This window comes from Aquabacter sp. DMC10 (assembly GCF_056314145.1).
On record NZ_JBQUYX010000008.1, the window covers coordinates 175216 to 192460 of the forward strand.

The 17245-nt window shown below is 69.7% G+C and carries 18 protein-coding genes; 7 read left to right on the forward strand and 11 right to left on the reverse strand.

The features are described from left to right. The first annotated feature begins 20 nt into the window (after nt 1–20). Nucleotides 21–863 (forward strand): fumarylacetoacetate hydrolase family protein, encoded by an 843-nt coding sequence (locus ACT54L_RS20405; RefSeq protein WP_476087473.1) that lies wholly within the window; start codon nt 21–23, stop codon nt 861–863. Between the two features lie 46 nt (nt 864–909). Here ACT54L_RS20405 and ACT54L_RS20410 read toward each other — a convergent pair whose 3' ends face one another. From ACT54L_RS20410 to ACT54L_RS20420, 3 genes are all read right to left on the reverse strand, one after another. Further along, nucleotides 910–2343, reverse strand: coding sequence for an NAD-dependent succinate-semialdehyde dehydrogenase (locus tag ACT54L_RS20410; protein ID WP_476087474.1), 1434 nt, complete (start codon nt 2341–2343; stop codon nt 910–912). A gap of 186 nt (nt 2344–2529) precedes the next feature. Then, nucleotides 2530–4710 carry a glucans biosynthesis glucosyltransferase MdoH gene (gene mdoH, locus ACT54L_RS20415; protein WP_476087475.1) on the reverse strand — a complete coding sequence of 727 codons (2181 nt, stop codon included), beginning with the start codon at nt 4708–4710 and terminating at the stop codon, nt 2530–2532. Next, the gene (locus tag ACT54L_RS20420; RefSeq protein ID WP_476087634.1) at nt 4698–6206 is read right to left on the reverse strand and encodes an OpgD/OpgG family glucan biosynthesis protein; all 1509 of its coding nucleotides are present in this window, start codon (nt 6204–6206) and stop codon (nt 4698–4700) included. The genes mdoH and ACT54L_RS20420 overlap by 13 nt, the downstream gene beginning before the upstream one ends. Before the next feature lie 195 nt (nt 6207–6401). On the opposite strand from ACT54L_RS20420, the gene ACT54L_RS20425 reads away from it, so the two are divergent. Beyond that, on the forward strand, nt 6402–7952 hold the full coding sequence (locus ACT54L_RS20425; RefSeq protein WP_476087476.1) for a phospholipase D-like domain-containing protein: 1551 nt from the start codon (nt 6402–6404) through the stop codon (nt 7950–7952). 59 nt (nt 7953–8011) lie between these two features. Here the strand turns inward: ACT54L_RS20425 and ACT54L_RS20430 are convergent, their stop codons facing one another. The 4 genes from ACT54L_RS20430 to ACT54L_RS20445 all read right to left on the reverse strand — a co-directional run bounded on the left by ACT54L_RS20430 (nt 8012) and on the right by ACT54L_RS20445 (nt 10884). Next, nucleotides 8012–8992, reverse strand: coding sequence for a UPF0104 family protein (locus tag ACT54L_RS20430; RefSeq protein ID WP_476087477.1), 981 nt, complete (start codon nt 8990–8992; stop codon nt 8012–8014). Next, entirely contained in the window at nt 8989–9840 is an 852-nt protein-coding gene (locus ACT54L_RS20435) for an endonuclease/exonuclease/phosphatase family protein (protein WP_476087478.1), read from the reverse strand. Before ACT54L_RS20435 ends, ACT54L_RS20430 begins: the two co-directional genes overlap by 4 nt. A gap of 76 nt (nt 9841–9916) precedes the next feature. Then, nucleotides 9917–10393 (reverse strand): hypothetical protein, encoded by a 477-nt coding sequence (locus ACT54L_RS20440; RefSeq protein WP_476087479.1) that lies wholly within the window; start codon nt 10391–10393, stop codon nt 9917–9919. Between the two features lie 164 nt (nt 10394–10557). Then, nucleotides 10558–10884: a hypothetical protein gene (locus ACT54L_RS20445; protein ID WP_476087480.1), complete on the reverse strand. Its 327-nt coding sequence runs from the start codon at nt 10882–10884 to the stop codon at nt 10558–10560. A 173-nt stretch (nt 10885–11057) separates the two neighbouring features. Between ACT54L_RS20445 and ACT54L_RS20450 the strand changes: the two genes are divergently transcribed. From ACT54L_RS20450 to ACT54L_RS20470, 5 genes are all read left to right on the forward strand, one after another. Continuing rightward, on the forward strand, nt 11058–12197 hold the full coding sequence (locus ACT54L_RS20450) for a DNA topoisomerase IB (protein WP_476087481.1): 1140 nt from the start codon (nt 11058–11060) through the stop codon (nt 12195–12197). A gap of 115 nt (nt 12198–12312) precedes the next feature. After that, a complete protein-coding gene (locus tag ACT54L_RS20455) occupies nt 12313–12474 on the forward strand; it encodes a hypothetical protein (RefSeq protein ID WP_476087482.1) in 162 nt (53 codons plus the stop codon). A 29-nt stretch (nt 12475–12503) separates the two neighbouring features. Then, the gene (locus ACT54L_RS20460; RefSeq protein ID WP_476087483.1) at nt 12504–12692 is read left to right on the forward strand and encodes a hypothetical protein; all 189 of its coding nucleotides are present in this window, start codon (nt 12504–12506) and stop codon (nt 12690–12692) included. Between the two features lie 65 nt (nt 12693–12757). Continuing rightward, the gene (locus tag ACT54L_RS20465; protein WP_476087484.1) at nt 12758–13912 is read left to right on the forward strand and encodes a DUF3182 family protein; all 1155 of its coding nucleotides are present in this window, start codon (nt 12758–12760) and stop codon (nt 13910–13912) included. A gap of 13 nt (nt 13913–13925) precedes the next feature. Further along, the gene (locus tag ACT54L_RS20470) at nt 13926–14630 is read left to right on the forward strand and encodes an alpha/beta hydrolase family protein (protein ID WP_476087485.1); all 705 of its coding nucleotides are present in this window, start codon (nt 13926–13928) and stop codon (nt 14628–14630) included. Nucleotides 14631–14684: 54 nt separating this feature from the next. Here the strand turns inward: ACT54L_RS20470 and ACT54L_RS20475 are convergent, their stop codons facing one another. The 4 genes from ACT54L_RS20475 to ACT54L_RS20490 form a co-directional block, all read right to left on the reverse strand. Further along, nucleotides 14685–15542 (reverse strand): SDR family oxidoreductase, encoded by an 858-nt coding sequence (locus ACT54L_RS20475; protein WP_476087486.1) that lies wholly within the window; start codon nt 15540–15542, stop codon nt 14685–14687. A 38-nt stretch (nt 15543–15580) separates the two neighbouring features. Beyond that, nucleotides 15581–16201, reverse strand: coding sequence for a cysteine hydrolase family protein (locus tag ACT54L_RS20480; protein ID WP_476087487.1), 621 nt, complete (start codon nt 16199–16201; stop codon nt 15581–15583). 9 nt (nt 16202–16210) lie between these two features. Then, nucleotides 16211–16414, reverse strand: coding sequence for a hypothetical protein (locus ACT54L_RS20485; protein ID WP_476087488.1), 204 nt, complete (start codon nt 16412–16414; stop codon nt 16211–16213). An 85-nt stretch (nt 16415–16499) separates the two neighbouring features. Then, nucleotides 16500–17021: a YciE/YciF ferroxidase family protein gene (locus ACT54L_RS20490; RefSeq protein WP_476087489.1), complete on the reverse strand. Its 522-nt coding sequence runs from the start codon at nt 17019–17021 to the stop codon at nt 16500–16502. Between the last annotated feature and the right edge of the window lie 224 nt (nt 17022–17245).

Sequence of the window (17245 nt, forward strand, 5' to 3'; positions counted from 1 at the left end):
CCACTTGAAAGAGACATTTTATGAAACTCGTCCGCTACGGCGCCCCCGGCGCCGAGAAGCCCGGCCTCTTGGCCGCCGATGGCACGCTCCGTGACCTTTCCGGCGTGGTGCCCGACATCGACGCCGCCCTGATCGCAAAGGGCCTTGCGCCGCTGGCCGGCCTCGATGCCGCCAGCTTGCCCAAGGTGGAGGGCACCCCGCGCCTCGGCGTGCCATGGACCGGCATTTCCAAGTTCGTGTGCATCGGCCTCAATTATTCCGACCATGCCGCCGAATCGGGCCTCGCCGCCCCCAGCGAGCCCATCATCTTCCTGAAGGCCAACAACGCCATTTCCGGGCCGGACGATCCGATCTTGAAGCCGCGCCACTCCACCAAGCTCGATTGGGAAGTGGAACTGGGCGTCGTGATCGGCACCCGCGCCGCCTATGTGGAGCAGGCTGACGCCCTCGACTATGTGGCGGGCTATTGCGTGGTCAATGACGTGTCCGAGCGCGCCTTCCAGATGCAGTCCTCGCAATGGGACAAAGGCAAGGGTTGCGACACGTTCGGCCCCATCGGCCCCTGGCTCGTGACCAAGGACGAGGTGCCCGACCCGCAGGCGCTGGACATGTGGCTGGACGTGAACGGCCGGCGCATGCAGGCGGGCAGCACCGCCACCATGATCTTCGACGTGAAGACCCTGGTTTCCTATTGCAGCCGGTACATGACGTTGGAGCCGGGCGACATCATCGCCACCGGCACGCCGCCGGGTGTCGGCATGGGCATCAAGCCGCAGCCGGTGTTCCTCAATCCGGGTGACGTGGTGGAGCTGGGCATTGCCGGGCTCGGCCGCCAGCGCCAGAAAGTGGTGACGTCGCTTTGAGAGGAGGGGCCGGGCGCAACGCCGCCCGGCCCTTTTGCCTGAAACCTCAGAGGCCCGCCTGGGAGACGAACTTGGGGTTCAGATAGGCCTCGATGGCCTCCAGGCCGCCTTCCGAGCCGAAGCCGGAATCCTTCACGCCGCCGAACGGCACTTCCGGCAGCGCAAGACCCAGATGATTGATGGTCATCATGCCCGCTTCCACCGAGTTGGCGATGGCGTTGGCGGTCTTGGCCGAGCGGGTATAGGCGTAGGAGGCAAGGCCATAGGGGAGCCGGTTCGCCTCTTCCACCGCCTCGTCGAAGTCAGAGAAGGGGAAGATCATGGCCAGCGGGCCGAAGGGCTCCTCGTTCATCATCCGCATCTCGCGGTTGACGCCCGTGACAACGGTGGGCTCGAAGAAATAGCCCTTGTTGCCGATACGGTTGCCGCCGGTGGCGATCTCCGCGCCCTTCTGGGTGGCATCCGCGAGCAGCGCCTCAAGGGCCGGCACGCGGCGGGGATTGGCGAGCGGACCCATCTGGGTGCCGGCCTCCAGGCCATTGCCCACCTTCAGCGATTTGGCATAGGCGACGAAGCGCTCCACGAACTGGTCGTAGGCCTTCTCCTGCACCATGAAGCGGGTGGGAGACACGCACACCTGGCCGGCATTGCGGAACTTGGCCGCCGCGATCTGCTTGGCCGCCGCCTCGATGTCCGCATCCTCGAACACGATGACGGGGGAATGGCCGCCCAGCTCCATGGTCACCCGCTTCATGTGCAGGCCGGCGAGCGCCGCCAGCTGTTTGCCCACGGGGGTGGAGCCGGTGAAGGTCACCTTGCGGATGACCGGATGGGGGATGAGATATTCGCTGATCTCGGCCGGCACGCCATAGACGAGGTTGACGACCCCCGCCGGCACGCCCGCATCCACGAAGGCGCGGATGAGCTCGGCCGGGGAGGCCGGGGTCTCTTCCGGGGCCTTCACGATGATGGAGCAGCCCGCCGCCAGCGCCGCCGAGACCTTGCGCACCACCTGGTTGATGGGGAAGTTCCAGGGGGTGAAGGCGGCTACGGGGCCGACCGGCTCCTTGATGACCAGCTGGTAGATGCCGGGCGCGCGGGCCGGCACCACGCGGCCATAGGCGCGGCGGGCCTCCTCGGCGAACCAGTCGATGATATCCGCCGCGGCGAGCGTCTCCACCTTGGCCTCGCCCAGCGGCTTGCCCTGCTCCTGGGTCATCAGGGGCATGATGTCGGCGACGCGCTCGCGCAGCAGGTCGGCGGCCTTGCGCATCACCTTGGCGCGGTCATAGGCGGAGACCTTCGACCACTGCCGGAAGCCCTTCTCGGCCGCCGCCAGCGCCGCGTCGAGATCCCCGCGCGAGGCATGGGCCACCGTGCCGATCACCTCTTCGGTGGCGGGATTGAGCACCTCGATGGTGCGGCCACCCTCGGCCGCGCGCCACTGGCCGTCAATGTGGAGCAGAACGTCGCGATACATGGATGCCTCTGAGCTTATGGGATTGCGGCGGCCGCAGGACGGTCGTCCGCTGAATCGGCGCGCAACCTAGCACGGCCCGCGCCGGTTTCGAGGTTCCCTTGACGCAAGGCAGGTGAGACCCCTCATGCGTGCGCTGAGGGTACCGGAACAGAGCGGGGGCGAATGCCTGGGACCCGAGGAGGCGCCTCACCCATTCACCGGGACGGCCGCATCGGGCAAGGCGAGAAGCCCCGCCAGGGCCACGTCGTCGCCGAGCGCCGCCGCCTTCTCGCGCGGGCTGAGGCGGGACAAGGCCTCGGCGCGGCTGGACGCATCCTCCACCTTGGCGCGGGCGATGAGACGTTCGGCGCGCACGTCGCCAGGCCGCCGCCGCCCACCCTCCGGCAGGCTGGCGCGGTGGAAGGCCAGCAGCGCGGGATCGGTGGCGAGGCGGGCCACCGCCTCCTCGGGGGCCGGCCGCACGCGGGCGCGCAAATCCATGGCCCGCCGCAGCACTTCGGGGGGATCGCGGTCCTCCGGGATGCCCAGCCAGACCGCCCGGCCACGGGCCCGTCCGGTCAGCACGGCCAAGGGCACCGCCAGCAGCAGGCCGAGGATGACCGGCGACATCCAGGCCAGCAGCGGCCAGGAAATGGCGGCGGTGGCGGCGGTGAAGAGGAGGCCGAGCACCGTCTGCGGCAAAAACTGCCAGAAGGCCGCCCGCCAGCCGATGGAGCCATCGTCCCGTTGCTGCGGCTGCCAGCCGCCATCGCGGCCGGACAGAATGCTCAGCACATGGAGCGACTGAGAGACCATGATGACCGGCGCGCACAGGGCCGAGAGCAGGCATTCCCACAACAGGTTCAGGAAGGCCCACCCCGCCCCGCCAAAGCCCTGCCGCGCCTCCCGGTCGAACAGCATCGCGCCATAGGCGAAGAGCTTGGGCACCAGCAGCACGGCCATGGTGCCGCCGAACACCCAGGCCGCCCGGATGGGGTCCTGCGCCGGCCAGGTGGGGAAGAGCGCAAAGCCGGACGGAAAATAGGTGGGCGGCACGAAGCGGGCCTGGAGGGCGGTCAGGAGCCCCGCCACCAGCAGCAACAGCCAGAGCGGGGCTGTCACATAGGAGCCGATGCCGGTCAAGAGATGGATGCGGCTCGGCAAGCGCAGGCCGCGCGCAGGCAGGATCGCCAGATGCTGGAGATTGCCCTGGCACCAGCGCCGGTCGCGCGTGGTGAGGTCCGACAAGGAGGGCGGGCCTTCCTCATAGCTGCCGGTGAGTTGCGTGAGCATGCGCACGCCCCAGCCCGCCCGCAGCAGGAAGGCGGCCTCGATGAAGTCGTGACTCAGCACATGGCCGCCGAAGGGCTTGCGGCCCTTCAGATGGGGCAGGCCCGCGCTCTCGGCGAAGGCGCGGGTGCGGATGACGGCGTTGTGGCCCCAATAATTGGAATGGGGCCCATGCCACCAGGCCAGCCCGCGCGCGATCAGCGGTCCATAGAGGCGCCCGGCAAATTGCTGGAGCCGCGCCAGCGGCGTGCGCCCGCCCACGATCACCGGTAAGGTCTGCACCAGCCCAAGCCCGGGATCGACCTCCAAGGCGGCGGTGGCCCGCACCACGCAATCACCGGACATGACGCTGTCCGCGTCCAGCACCAGCATGGCCTCGTACGCCGCGCCGAAGCGCGTCACCCACGCGCCGATATTGCCCGCCTTGCGGTCCACATTCTCCGGCCGGCGGCGATAATAGAGTTTGATGTCCGGCATGCGGGCGCGCAGGGCCAGATACGCGGCTTCCTCCGCCACCCAGACGTCCGCATTTGTGGTGTCGCTTAGCACGAACACATCAAAGAGATCGCCGCGCCCCGTCTCCAGGAGGGACTGGCAGGTGGCCTCCAGCCCCGCGAACACCCGCGCCGGTTCCTCATTATAGACCGGCAGCAGGATGGCCGTGCGCAAGGAGAGGTCCGGCAGCGGGCCGTCGGGACGGACGCCCATGGCATAGCGGGGGGCGATGAGCCCGCCCAGCACCGTCATGAAGGACAGGCCGATCCAGGCAAACAGCACCACGAACAGGACGAGGACCAGCATTTCCAGCCCGGTGAGCCCGCCCACGTCGAGCACGCGGTACATCTCATAGGCCGCAAAGGCGGTGAGCAGGACGGCGCCCCCGAAGACGAACAGCCGCCGCCCCATGAGGCGCAGCGCCTCGGCGCGGCCGGTCCGCATGGGTTCGCCATGCCGGTGCAAGGGCTGGGCCGGCATGGCGAGGGGAGCGTCCGGCGGCAGGGCCGGCGCGGGGGTGGTCCCTTCGCGGGTGGCCGGGGCCTCCCCCGTCACCTGGACGGCCGGGCGGGGCCGGCGGCGGGGGGCAGCTAGGCGGTCCATCGGTAAAGCCAGGTTTCGCTGACGGGATTGCCGCCGGCAAAGAGGCCGGCCCGCAATTCGGACAGGTCCACCCCCTTGGGCTCGAACACGAAGGACAGGCGCGCGCCGGAAATGTCGGGATTGGGCTGGAGGACGACGGTGGAAATGGCACCGGCGCTGGCGGAGACGCGCGCCTCCACGTCTTCAAGCTTCACGTCCCGCAACGGCCCGTCCACCAGGTCCAGCACCATCAGCCGCCGGCCGGCCTCCCCGCCCACGCGCAGATCGGCGAAGCGGGCCAGACTGGCGGGCGTGGGCATGTCCCAGGTCCAGTGCAGACGATAGGTATAATTATATTCGCCGCCCTTGCGCAGCGGCTCCTTGGGCCGCCAGAAGGCGACGATGTTGTCGTGGATCTCCTGGTCGGTGGGGATCTCCACCAATTGCACGGCGCCTTCGCCCCAGTCGCCGATGGGCTCCACCCACAGGCTCGGGCGGCGCTCATAGCGCGCTTCCAGGTCCTGATAATCGAAGAAGGAGCGCTGGCGCTGCATCAGCCCGAAGCCGCGCACATTGGCGCCGCCGAATTCGCTGATCTGGAGCCGCGAGGGATTGGACAGCGGCCGCCAGAGATATTCGCCGCGCCCGTCGATGATGCCCAGCCCCTGGGCATCGCGCACGGCGGGGCGGAAATCATCGAAGCCGCTGCGGTCGCCGGGATCGAACAGGAACATGGAGGTCTGCGGCCCAAGGCCGGCCTCGGCCACGTCCTCGCGGGGATAGAGCGCCATCTCCACCGTCATCACCGTGGTCTCGCCGGGACGCAACGTGAAGCGCAAGGCGGCCGCCGCGCTCGGGCTGTCCAGCAGGCCGTGCAGCACCACGGAGGGCACGCCGGGCCGCGGCGTCTCGATCCAGAAGGCCTTGAAGATGGGGAATTCCTCGCCCGAGGGATGGCCCGTGCGCACGGCCAGCCCGCGCGCCGAGGAGCCATAGACCTGCCCCTTGGCCACCGCACGGAAATAGCTCGCGCCCTGAAACACCGCGATCTCGTCGAAATAGTCCGGGCGGTTCAGCGGACCATGAAGACGAAAGCCGGAAAACCCGAGGTCCGCATTGCCCTGCGGCGCCTTCAAGCCATGCTCGAAGCGGAAGAAGGCGGGGTCATAGCGCAGCCGGGTGGCCTTGCCGTCGGCCACCAGATGAAGGTCCACGCGGTCGCGGAACAGGAAGCCGCGATGCAGGAGCTGCACCTCGAACGGCAGCCCCTCGCCCCGCCAGATGGCGCGCTCGGCATTGAAGCGGATGTTGCGGTAGTCGTCATAGCTGAGCTTGTCCAGCTCCCCCGGCAAGGCGGTGTCCGGCGCCTTGTAGGGATTGGCCGCCAGAGTGCGGGCGATCGTGCGCACCGTTCCGGCATCGAACCGGGCGCTCTCCTCGGCCGGGGCGGCGCTTGCGGCCAGCACATCCAGGGCCGGGAGAAGAAGGCCTCCCAGCATCAGGCTTCTGCGATCGATCACGTCCATCTCCGCCTCGCCAGCCCCCGGCGGATGGGACCGGCATCGGGGGAGAAAGACCAAAGGCCCGGTTTAAGTTCCCGCGCGGGCGCCCGGCGCGCGGCCGGCATGTGCCGTCCGGCGGGCGTGCCGGCCGATCAGGAACGAACGCGGGCCGCCGGCATTGAGGCAGGACAGCCCACATGAACGGAGCGGATGTCCGTGGTTGCGTCGTCCTCCCTGAATGCGTGGAACACGCCCTTCGACCTGGCACGCCAAGGCATTGGCCCTGCCGCCGATCCTGCCGCCCCGTCGGCGCGAACAGCGCTCGCCGCCCCCCCGTCCAATGCCCTGTTCCGCGAGGGCCAGAATTGCTCGCGCATCACCACCTCCCGCCGGGCCCGGCTGCTGGTGGATGGCCGCGCCTATTTCGCCGCCCTGCACGCGGCCATCCTGGAGGCCCGCCATTCCATCCTGGTGGTGGGCTGGGACTTTGACGGTCGCATCCGCCTGTGCCCCGACGACCCCGCCCGCGATGAGACTCTGGGCGATCTGCTGCGCCGGCAAGTGGAGCGCCATGCCGACCTGAATGTGCGGGTGCTGGTATGGAGCTCGGCCGTGGTCCACGGGCCGAGCGCCCCGGTGGGCCTTCTCCTGGGCGAGGCCTGGCAGGATCATCCGCGCATCCAGGTGCGCCTCGACCCCACCCACTTCGCCTATTCGGCCCATCACCAGAAGATCGTCTGCATCGACGGCGCGCTCGCCTTCACCGGCGGCATGGACCTCACCGTGGATCGCTGGGACACCAGCGACCACTGCCCCGACAATCCCCATCGCCGCCTGCCCAATGGCACGCCCTACGGCCCCGTCCATGATGCCATGCTGATGCTGGACGGGCCGGCGGCGGCCGACATCTGCGCCCTCGCCCAGGAGCGCTGGACCGGCTGCACGGGCGAAGTGATCGCCCTGCCCTGCCGCGCCGGCGATCCCATGGTCTGGCCCGACGCGGTGGCACCCGCCTTTGCCCAGACGCCCATCGCCCTTGCCCGCTCCCTCCCCGCCTGGAAGGACCGCCCCCGCATCGCTGAGGCGCCCCGCCTCCTCACCGACGTTCTGCGCGCGGCCCGCCGGTCCATCTATCTGGAGGCGCAATATCTGACCGCTCATCATGTGGGCGAGATCCTGGAGCGGCGCCTCCAGGAGCCGGACGGGCCTGAAATCGTCGCGGTGGTCAGCGACACCACCCATTCCTGGTTCGAGCGCGCCATCATGGGCGCCAACCGCAACCGCCTGCTGCGGCGCCTGGCGCGGGCGGACCGGTTCCGGCGCATGCGGGTGTTCCACCCCGTGGTGGAGGGTCGCGACGGCCCCTGCTCCATTCTCGTCCATGCCAAACTATTGGTGGCGGATGATCGCTATCTCTGGGTCGGCTCCTCCAACCTGAACAACCGCTCCGTGGGGCTCGACAGCGAGTTCGACGTGACGCTGGACGCGGGCGCCGACGATCCGGGCACTGCCGTCGCCCATGTGCGGAACGGGCTCCTGGCCGAGCATCTGGGCATCAGCCCCGCGCGGATGGCGGCGGAGCTCCAGGCCTCAGGCTCGCTCATTGCCTCGGTGGAGCTGCTGAACGGCGGGTCGCGTCGCCTGCGCCCGTTCCAGGCGCCCTATCGGGAGGGGCCGACGCACCCCATCCCCGGCACCGCGCTCCTCGACCCGGTGGAGCCCTTCTCCCTCTCGCGGCTGTGGGACAAGCTCTGGCGCTGAAGCGGCCCTCCGTTCCACGCGCAGGCGTGTCTGTGGCGCGCCATGAGCCGCACAGCGCCCTAGGGTGAGCTGCGGCGGCTGGCCAGCTCGGTGACGGCGAGCAGCAAGAGGCCGAGCACCAGGGGCGCCAGGAAATAGACAAAGCGGAAGACCAGCAGCGGGCCGATCAGATTCTCGCCCGGCAGCACATGCTGGACCACGGTCTCCACCACCCCAAGGCCTCCCGGCACATGGGTGAGCAAGGTCGCGGTGTTGGCGGCCACATAGGCGGAGGCCACGGCGGGATAGGCAACCTCAGCCACGGAGGTCAGCGCCTGGTGCAGGCAGGCGGCCACCAGCGCGAAGTTCGCCGTGCCCACCGCGATCTGCGCCAGCGCGAGCCCGGCCGTGGGTCGCCGCAGGCGCCAGAGGGTGCGCCGCGCGAACCGCTCAGGCAGCATGGCCCAGGCGAGATAGGCCAGCGGCACGAGGATGCCCGCCCCGCCGAGGGTGATGATGGTCTCCACGGGGAGGCGCAGAAGGCTCTGCGCCGTGGCCGGGTCCACCACCAGAGTGATGCCCGCCAGCATGGACAGGCCGAGTCCCACGGTGACGCCGCAGAACAGAACCAGTTGGGCCACCTCCGCCGCGCTGAGCCCCCATCGGGAATAGAAGCGATAGCGGATGGCGCCCGAGCTCAAGCCTGCAAACCCGATGGAATGGCCAAGGGAGAGGCTGGTGAAGGACGCCAGCGCCACCCGCCCATAAGGTAGCGGCCGCCCGATCCAGCGCAGTCCGAGATAATCGAAGCCCGTCAGGCAGAGGTAGCTGAGCGCCGCGAAGCCCGCGGCTCCGGCCAGGCGCAGGCCCGGAACGGCGCTGACCGCCGCGCTCAACTCCTCCAGGCTGTAGCGGCTCAACGCATGCCAGAGCAGGCTGGCACCAAGCGCCACGGCGGCAAGGAAGGCGCCCAGCTGGACCGTCCGGCTGGTCCCGAGGGCGCGCAGCCGCCCGAGGAATGCCGCGCCCCGCCGGGCGGTCCCAGAAAGGGCGCCGCTCATAGGGTGGTCTCGCTGACGGGAAGAGGGCCGACGGGGACGGACAGATCCTGCCCCCGGGAGGGCGGCGACAGAGCGGGAAGGCGCAGATCCGCCAGGAGGGGCAGGTGGTCGGAAGCAAGGCGCGCCTCCCGCCCGCTGACCACTTCGCACCCCTCCACCTCCAGCCCCCCGCGCACGAACACATGGTCGATGCGCAGCAGCGGCCAGCGGCCGGGAAAGGTGGCGGCGGGCGGACGGCCCTGGGCGCGCTGGGCGTCCTGCAAATGGGTGGCGAGCAAGCGGTAGGCAGAGGAGGCGGGGCGGGCGTTGAAATCGCCCAGCAGCACGGCGGGGCCCTGGCAGTGGGGATGGCCGAGCCAGTCCGGCCCCAGCAGGGCGCCAGCCTGGTCGAGCCGCTCGCGCGGGAGAAGGCCAAAATGGGCGTTCAGCACCTGGACCGGCCGGCCAGCCACTTCCACCTCCACCCAGAGCGCCCCGCGCGGCTCGATCCAGCGCCGTCCCACCGGCCCCGGCAAGGCGGCGGCCTTCACGAGGCGCATGGGGTGGACGGACAAGATGGCGTCGCCATAAAGCTCCTCAAGCACCCGGATGGCCGGATGGAAATGGTGGCCCATGCGCAATTGGGCGGCGATGGCGCGGGCCTGGTCCACCGCCCCGCTGCGCAGCCGGTTCACGTCCAATTCCTGGAGCGCGACCACGTCCGGGCGGGTTTGCGCGATCACCCGCGCAATGCGCTCCGGTGCGTAAAGCCCGTCAAGGCCCAGGCACCTGCGCACATTATAGGTGAGCACACGCAGGCGCGGGCGGTCTTTGGCGGCAAGGGGCGGGGTGGGAGCGTCGGGCTGCATGACAGGTCAACGCCTGCCGCCGCGGTGAAGATCCAGCCGCCCCGCGCGCGAGCGGATGGCGCAGCCGCGCACGGCCTTACGCCAGGGCCAGCACGCGCAGATAGCCTTGAAGCTGCATGGCAGCCCTCGCCACGTCATCGGGGTCGCCACTGCGGGCGGCCTGCCCCAAGAGGTCGGCGCACTCCTGCAGGGCCGCCGAGTGGGACAAGGTGAAATGGCGTCCCGAGACGAGAGCCCCCGCATCCCGCAAGGTGCGGATTTCCAGGTTGCCGGCGGAGGCAACGAGGATGCGCACCGGCAGTGGGGCGTCCCAATGGGGCTCCGGCGCATCGGCACCGCCAATCACATCCCGCCCGTTCCGGGCGGCAAGCGGGCTGTCGAAGACTTCGGCGGGCCGATCTCCCCCCACCTCGCCCGTGGTGCCGCCACCCTGATGGACGAGGGCCTGGTCGAGATCGCCGCGCATCGCTGCGTGCTGAAACAGGGGGGGATTGTGCTGGTCTTCCAGGTTCTGCCGGGCGTCGTCCGGGTAGGCTGTTGTTCTTTCGTCCATTTTCCGCTCCTGCCGCACGCGGGTGTGTCACCTGTCAACGCCGCCGCCGGCAAAAGGGTTTCCCCACGGCCTCCGCCCGGTGGCGGTCAACGACCTCGGCCCCCCCTGCTGTTCCAAGCCCTCATCGACCACCCCATACGGCGGGTGGGGGCCCCTCGCCGCACCTAGCTGGCGAACGTCGCCACCACCAGGCCAAGCACCACCAGGCCGGCGGCGATGAAAGCCCAGGTGCGCCAGCTGGGCGGGGCGGTGGCATGGGCGCGGTTGTCCTCCTCGCCGGCCGGGGCGTAGAGCTCGCCCAGCGCGGTGTCGCCATCGGCAATGCGATCGCCTTTCTGGGGCGGCCCGCCCGCACGGGGCGGCTGGCCGGCGGCTTCGTCATCGGTGCCGAGCGGCGCGGCAGCTGGGTCGGGGTAGCGGATCTTGTCCCGCGTGGCGCCGCTATCCACCGCATGGCGCACGCGCGCGGCATTGTGGGGGGTCTCGGTCATGGGCAGTCTCCCTCCGTGTGGGACAAGAGGGGAATGTCCGCTCGCTCCTTCCGTTCCCCCCGCGCCGGTAGGAACAGGCCCTCTTGGTGCGCGTTTTCCCAACGGGAGAGGACCGGCCGACCGGGCGTCACGCCCGTCGGCGCGCCCTCCATCCCGAAGGATGACACCCTCCCATGCCCCTGCAAACCACACCCTCGCCTCTCCCGTCGCGCAAGGCCACGGCCGTCCCGTCGCCCCCGCACCCGAAGCTGCCCCGTGCCACCGCCAAGGCATCGGGCCGCACGGCGCGGACCCGCACGACGGCTAAGCTGGCCCGGGCCGCCGGGCTCGTCATGGTCCAGCGCGATACGCTCGACATCACCCGGCGCCGCTATGGCCGTGGCTATCGCTATTTCGACGGCGCCGGGGCGCCCCTCACCGACAAGGCCGTCATTGCGCGCCTGGCCGCGCTCGCGGTGCCGCCCGCCTATCAGGAGGTGCGCTTCTCCGCCCATCCCCGCGCCCATCTCCAGGCGGTGGGGCGGGATGCGGCGGGGCGCGTGCAGTATCGCTACCACCCTGACTGGGAGGAGGTGCGGGGCCAGCTCAAGGCCGAACGCCTCGCCCGCTTTGCCGAGGCCCTGCCCCGCATCCGCCGGCGGGTGGCGCGCGACCTGGCCGCGCCGCTGGGGTCGCGGGTGCTGGCGCTGGCCGGGGTGGTGGAACTGGTGACGCTCACCGCCATCCGCCCGGGCGAGGAGGCCTATGCGAAGGCGCGGGGCACACGGGGTGCGGCGACGCTGCTCAAGTCGAACTTGCGCGAGAAGCCGGAGGGGCTGCAGCTGAGCTTCCAGGCCAAGGGCGGACGCCAGGTGGTGTGCGCCATTTCCGATCCCCGCTTCCGCGCTCTGGTGGCGGGTCTGCGCCAATTGCCGGGCCGGCGCCTGTTCCAGTACCGCAACGGGGAGGGCGAGGTCCGCGCCGTGCGAGCCGGCGATGTGAATGCCTATCTCAAGCAGGTGGCGGGCATTCCCGTTTCGCTCAAGGATTTTCGCACCCTGGTGGCCTCCGCCCGGGTGTTGGAAGAACTGGCGGGCCGCGCGCCCGCCGCCAGCGATCGGCGGCGCAATGCACAGATCCTGGAGGCGGTGCGCATCGCCGCCGAGACGCTCCACAACACCCCCGCCATCTGCCGCAAGAGCTATGTTCTGCCGGCCGTGGTGGAAGCGTTCGAGGACGGCACGCTGAGCCGCTTCTCCCAGCTCCTGAAGCGCTACCGCTCGCCCATGCGCCGCGCCACCCTGCTGGCCACCCTCATTCGGGAAGGCCGCTGACGCGCCCCGCCCGGACCCTACGCCGCACCCCAGGAACCAAGGCGCCTCCCACCCGTTGCCCCGATGACGACCTTACGGAAGGGCCTCACGGGCCCGAACGCTGGAGGAATGCGCCATGAACTGGGCCGCAGCGAGCGACGCCGCCGCAGGCTTGTACTTCTTCGCCGTGGTGGGCGGCGCCGCCCTCCTGCTTGGCTTCATCATCTACGGCACCTGGCAGCGCCGGCGCCGCCGCCAGGAGACGGGACGGCGCCTGCCTGGGGAAGACCCGTCCTGATCCCATCCGCCCATGGAAAGGCAAAGCCCATGAACATGAAGAATGCGATCATCGCCGTGGCCTTCCTGGTCTTCATCATCGGCATGGTAATGGCCCTCATTCCCACCACCCGCACCATCACGCCGGACCCGGCCCAGGCCCCCGCGCCGTCCGACCCGGCAACGCCAGCCCAGCCCACGGCGCCCGCGGAGCCCGGTAACGCGCCCGTGCGCCAGTAGGCGGGATGGCCGCAGGGAACGCGGGAGGAAAATCCCGCGTTGACCTTGCGATAGGAGACCGCGCCATGCGCCCTCACCCCCTGACGAGCCCTTCCATGCCCAGCCGCACCGCCTCCCGCCCGGCTTCTGACCTTGCAGCCGGGGGCCGCCGCATCGTGCACCACCCCGCGCCGGGGCTGGACCATGCGGGCCATCGCAGCCGGAGCGTTGCCGCGCTCGCCCAGGCCCTGGCTCCCTTCACAACGACGCGCGAGGGTTCAGCCGCGCGCCCCTATGTGGTCCCCGACCTCACCCTGCTCCAAGCGGATGCGCAGCCGCTGAAGATCACGACGGACGACGATTTGTTCGGCGGCGTGGTGCCGCAATTGGTGGTGGGCGGGAAGGCCATTGTCCATCCCCTCCCGAGCCCCGGGTCCCCCCGTCCGGAAGGCTGGAGCCTGGCCTTCGCGCAGGACATGATGGCCCATGCCCTGCCGGGATTTTCCGCCTTCACCAAGGCCGATGCCCGCACCGCCCTCTATCGGCTGCTGCCGCACGGCCCGGTGCGGCTGAAGCCCGCCTGGGCGGACGGTGGCCATCAGCAGCATGTGGCGGGGGATGCCGGGGATGCCGAGGCGGCCATCGCCCGCATGCCGGAAGACTGCCTGTCCGCCTGCGGCCTCGTCCTTGAAACCAACCTCTCGGAGGTCACCACCTTCTCGGTCGGCCGTGTGAGGGTGGGCGATCATTCCATTGCCTATGTGGGCACCCAGCACGCCACCACGGATAATGAAGGCCAGCAGGTCTATGGCGGGTCGCGCCTCCTGTGCGCACGGGGCGGCTTCTCCGCCTTTTCCCGCACCACCCTTTCCCCGCAAATGAGCCAGGCCCTGGAACAGGCCCGCGCGTTCGACGCGGCGGCCGATCGCCATTTCGCGGGCTTCTTCGCCTCGCGGCGCAACTATGACGTGGCCATCGGCCGCGACGCGCGCGGCACCCTGCGGTCAGGCGTGCTGGAGCAGAGCTGGCGTATCGGCGGCGCCAGCGGCGCGGAGATCGCTGCGCTGCGGGCCTTCGCCGGCGATGACGAGCTGCGCTTTGTCGTCGCCTCCTGCCATGAAGTCTATGGGCGCGCCGAAAGCCCGCCTGAAGAGGCCTATGTCTATTACGATGCTGACGACTCCGAAGTCGGACCCCTCGCAAAATACGCGCTCGTCGAATCCCGATCCCATGCGGAGTGAGAAAGTCCAGTTCATGGCCGGGGAAGAACTGGTGGACGGCACCTTCGCGGTGCCGGCCACCGGCGTTCCCGGCATCCTGTTCCTGCACGGCTGGTCCGGCAGCCAGGAGAGCGACCTCCGGCGCGCCGCCGAAATCTCGGCGCTGGGCTGCATGTGCCTGACCTTCGACCTGCGCGGCCACGCCGCCACCCGAGAAATGCGCGATACGGTGACGCCGCGGCAGAATTTCGAGGATGCGCTCGCCGCTTATGACCTCCTCGTCTCCCAGCCCGGCGTCGACCAGCGCGCCATCGCGGTGATCGGCTCCAGCTATGGCGCCTATCTCGCCCCGCTCTTGTCCGAGGTGCGCCCGGTGCGCTGGATGTCGCTGCGGGTGCCCGCCATCTATCGCGACAAGCATTGGGAGCGGCCCAAGGGCAAGATCGACCGCATCGATCTCAACCTGTTCCGCTCGCAGGAGATCGCGCCCCGCGAGAACCGCGCGCTGGGCGCCTGCGCGAAGTTTCGCGGCGACGTGCTGATTATCGAATCCGAGAGTGACGACTATATCCCCCACCCCACCATCGCCAATTACATCTCCGCCTGCCGGAAGGTGCGCTCCCTCACCTACCGGGTGATTTCCGGCGCCGACCATGGGCTCTCGGACGAGCGCAGCCGCGCCGCCTACACCCGCCTGCTGGTAAGCTGGATCAAGGAGATGGTGATCGGCGCCCGTTAGGGAAATCTCACCTCAAGGGATGCGCGGGCGCCCGGAGCGCCCGCGCCTTTGCGCTCACAGGAAGGGACGCCCACCGGTGACCGCGATGGTGGCGCCCGACACATAGCTGGAGCGGGGATCGGCCAGCATCACATAAGCGGTCGCGAGCTCCGCCGGCTGGCCCGGACGGCCCATGGGCACGGACGCGCCGAAAGTGCGCACCGCCTCCTCCGGCATGGTGGAGGGGATGTGCGGCGTCCAGATGGGCCCCGGCGCCACCGCATTCACCCGGATGTTGCGTTCGCCCAAGGCCTGGGCGAGGCCGGCGGTGAAATTGTGGATGGCCCCCTTTGTGGTGGCATAAGCCAGCAGGGACGGGCTGGGCTGGTCGGAATTGATGGAGGCGGTGTTGATGATGGAGCTGCCCGCCTTCATGTGCTTCAGCGCGGCCTTGCTGAGGTAGAACATGGCATGGACGTTCACCGCGAAGGTGTGCGCCCATTCCTCGTCGGAAATATCTTCCGGCCTCTCGAAGCTCGCCTGATGGGCGGCATTGTTGACGAGGATGTCGAGGCCGCCGAGGGCCTCGGCGGCGTCATCCACCAGGCGTTTGCAGAAGGCGGGGTCGGAGATGTCGCCGGCGGACAGGATGGCGGTGCGCCCGGCCTCCTCCACCAGGCGGCGGGTCTCTTCCGCATCCTCGTGCTCCTCCAGATAGGCGATGCACACATCCGCCCCCTCGCGAGCAAAGGCAAGGCACACCGCGCGGCCGATGCCGCTGTCGCCGCCGGTGACGAGCGCCTTCATGCCCTTGAGACGGCCGGAGCCCTCATAGCTGGTCTCGCCATGATCGGGGCGCGGGGACATGGCGTTGGTGTCGCCCGGCATGGGCTGCTGCTGGGGCGGCAGCGGCGGGCGGGTGGATGCGTTCATGGGGGATCTCCCGTGTTGCGCGGCCCCGGCCCTCGGCCTCAGGGGACGCCGACGGGGTTCCAGGCCGCGAGGATGTCTTGTGTTTCGGCCAGTTCCACCTGCTGCGGCAGGCGGGCGCGCAGCATCGTCACCACCGCATCGTGGCCGGTGTCCGAGGACGAGCACATGGCGTCCCGCGCGATGATGGTGCGAAAGCCCAGGTCCACCGCGTCAAACACGGTGGCGAGGACGCACACGTCCGTCTCGGCTCCCGACAGGACCAGCGTGTCGGCCTGCATCCGCCGCAGGACAGGGAAGCAGCGCGGGCCGGAAAAGACGTAATATCGCGACTTGTCCACCACCTGAGCGGGCGGCGTGAAGGCGGCAAGCTCCGGCACAAGGTCCAGCAGGTCCGGCGCGATCCTCTCGCCCGTCAGATGGCGCCAGCGCTCATAGAAGCGTTGCCAGGCGCCCGGCATGTCCCGGGGCTTGTCCGGCGGCAGGAAGCGGGAAAACACCGTTCGCCCCGGGGCCCGCTGCACCAGCCCCAGCACGGCGGGCAGGATGCGGGGCGCCCATGGCGTCGGCCAGGGTCCCCCCGGTGCGAACAGGCGCTGCATGTCGATGCACAGATGCGCCGTGCCCGCGCCGAGCGGGCCGTTGGTGAGGCCCTGCCCCATGGCCGGCCCTCATTCCTCCGGCGGCGGCCCGGCCTCGCCGGGGCGGCCAGTAGGCTGGTCCGCGCCGCGCTTGCCGATGCCCACCACCGCCGCCTCGCGGCTGGGATAGGGGCCGGAGACCGGCGTGCCGTCTTCGGCCACCGCCCACCAGCCGGGCATCACGTCATGCCCATCGGCTTCCTGTTCTGCGATCAGCTTCGGCTTGAGCCACATGGTGACCTCCCATGGTCAGAGGGCCGCGGACCGCCGCACGCGGCGCCGATCCGCTTCGGGCCGGCATTCGCCGCTGCGCGCGTCCTCACGCCGCCTTGGCGTTGACCTCTGCACCGGCGAGGCGGGTCAGGAGCGCGTCGGTCTCCTTCTCCTCCTTCAAGGTGGCCTCGAAGAGGGGCACGGCATCCATCATGCCGAGCTGCCGGGCCCAGGTTTTCAGCGTACCGTAGCGGGAGATCTCGTAATGCTCCACCGCCTGCGCGCCCGCCAGGAGGCCGGCATCCAGCGCGTCCTTGCCGGAGAAGTCCTCGATGATCTCCTTGCCCTCATCGATGATGCCGACGATGGCCGGGCAGTGCTTGCCACGGGCGGCCTTGCCGAGCATCTCGAACACCTGCTCCAGGCGATCGATCTGGCCTTCGGTCTGCTCCTGGTGCTGCTTGAAGGCGTTCCTCAGCTCCTCGGAGCGGGCGGCCTTGGCCATCTTGGGCAGCGCGCGCAGGATCTGCTTTTCGGCGTAATAGATGTCTTTCAGGGTCTCCAGGAACAATTCGTTCAGCGAGCTGTCCTGACCGTTGTCCTGCTTCATTGATTTCTGCTGAGCCATGGGAGCATGTCCTTGAATGGGGCGGATGCGTCCGGCGACGGCGGGCGAGCGGCTGAGGAAGCTGGCCCTCGGCTGCCCCGCACAGGCGCTGCGCGGCGCCGCCGTTCGCGGACCACAAGGAAACGGCCCGCACGCGCCCAGGTTCCCCTACGTCGCAAAATCTGCCCCGGCCGAGGAGACACCTTCAGCTCTACATTGTGCGTGTGGTAATTCCCCTCGCAGCT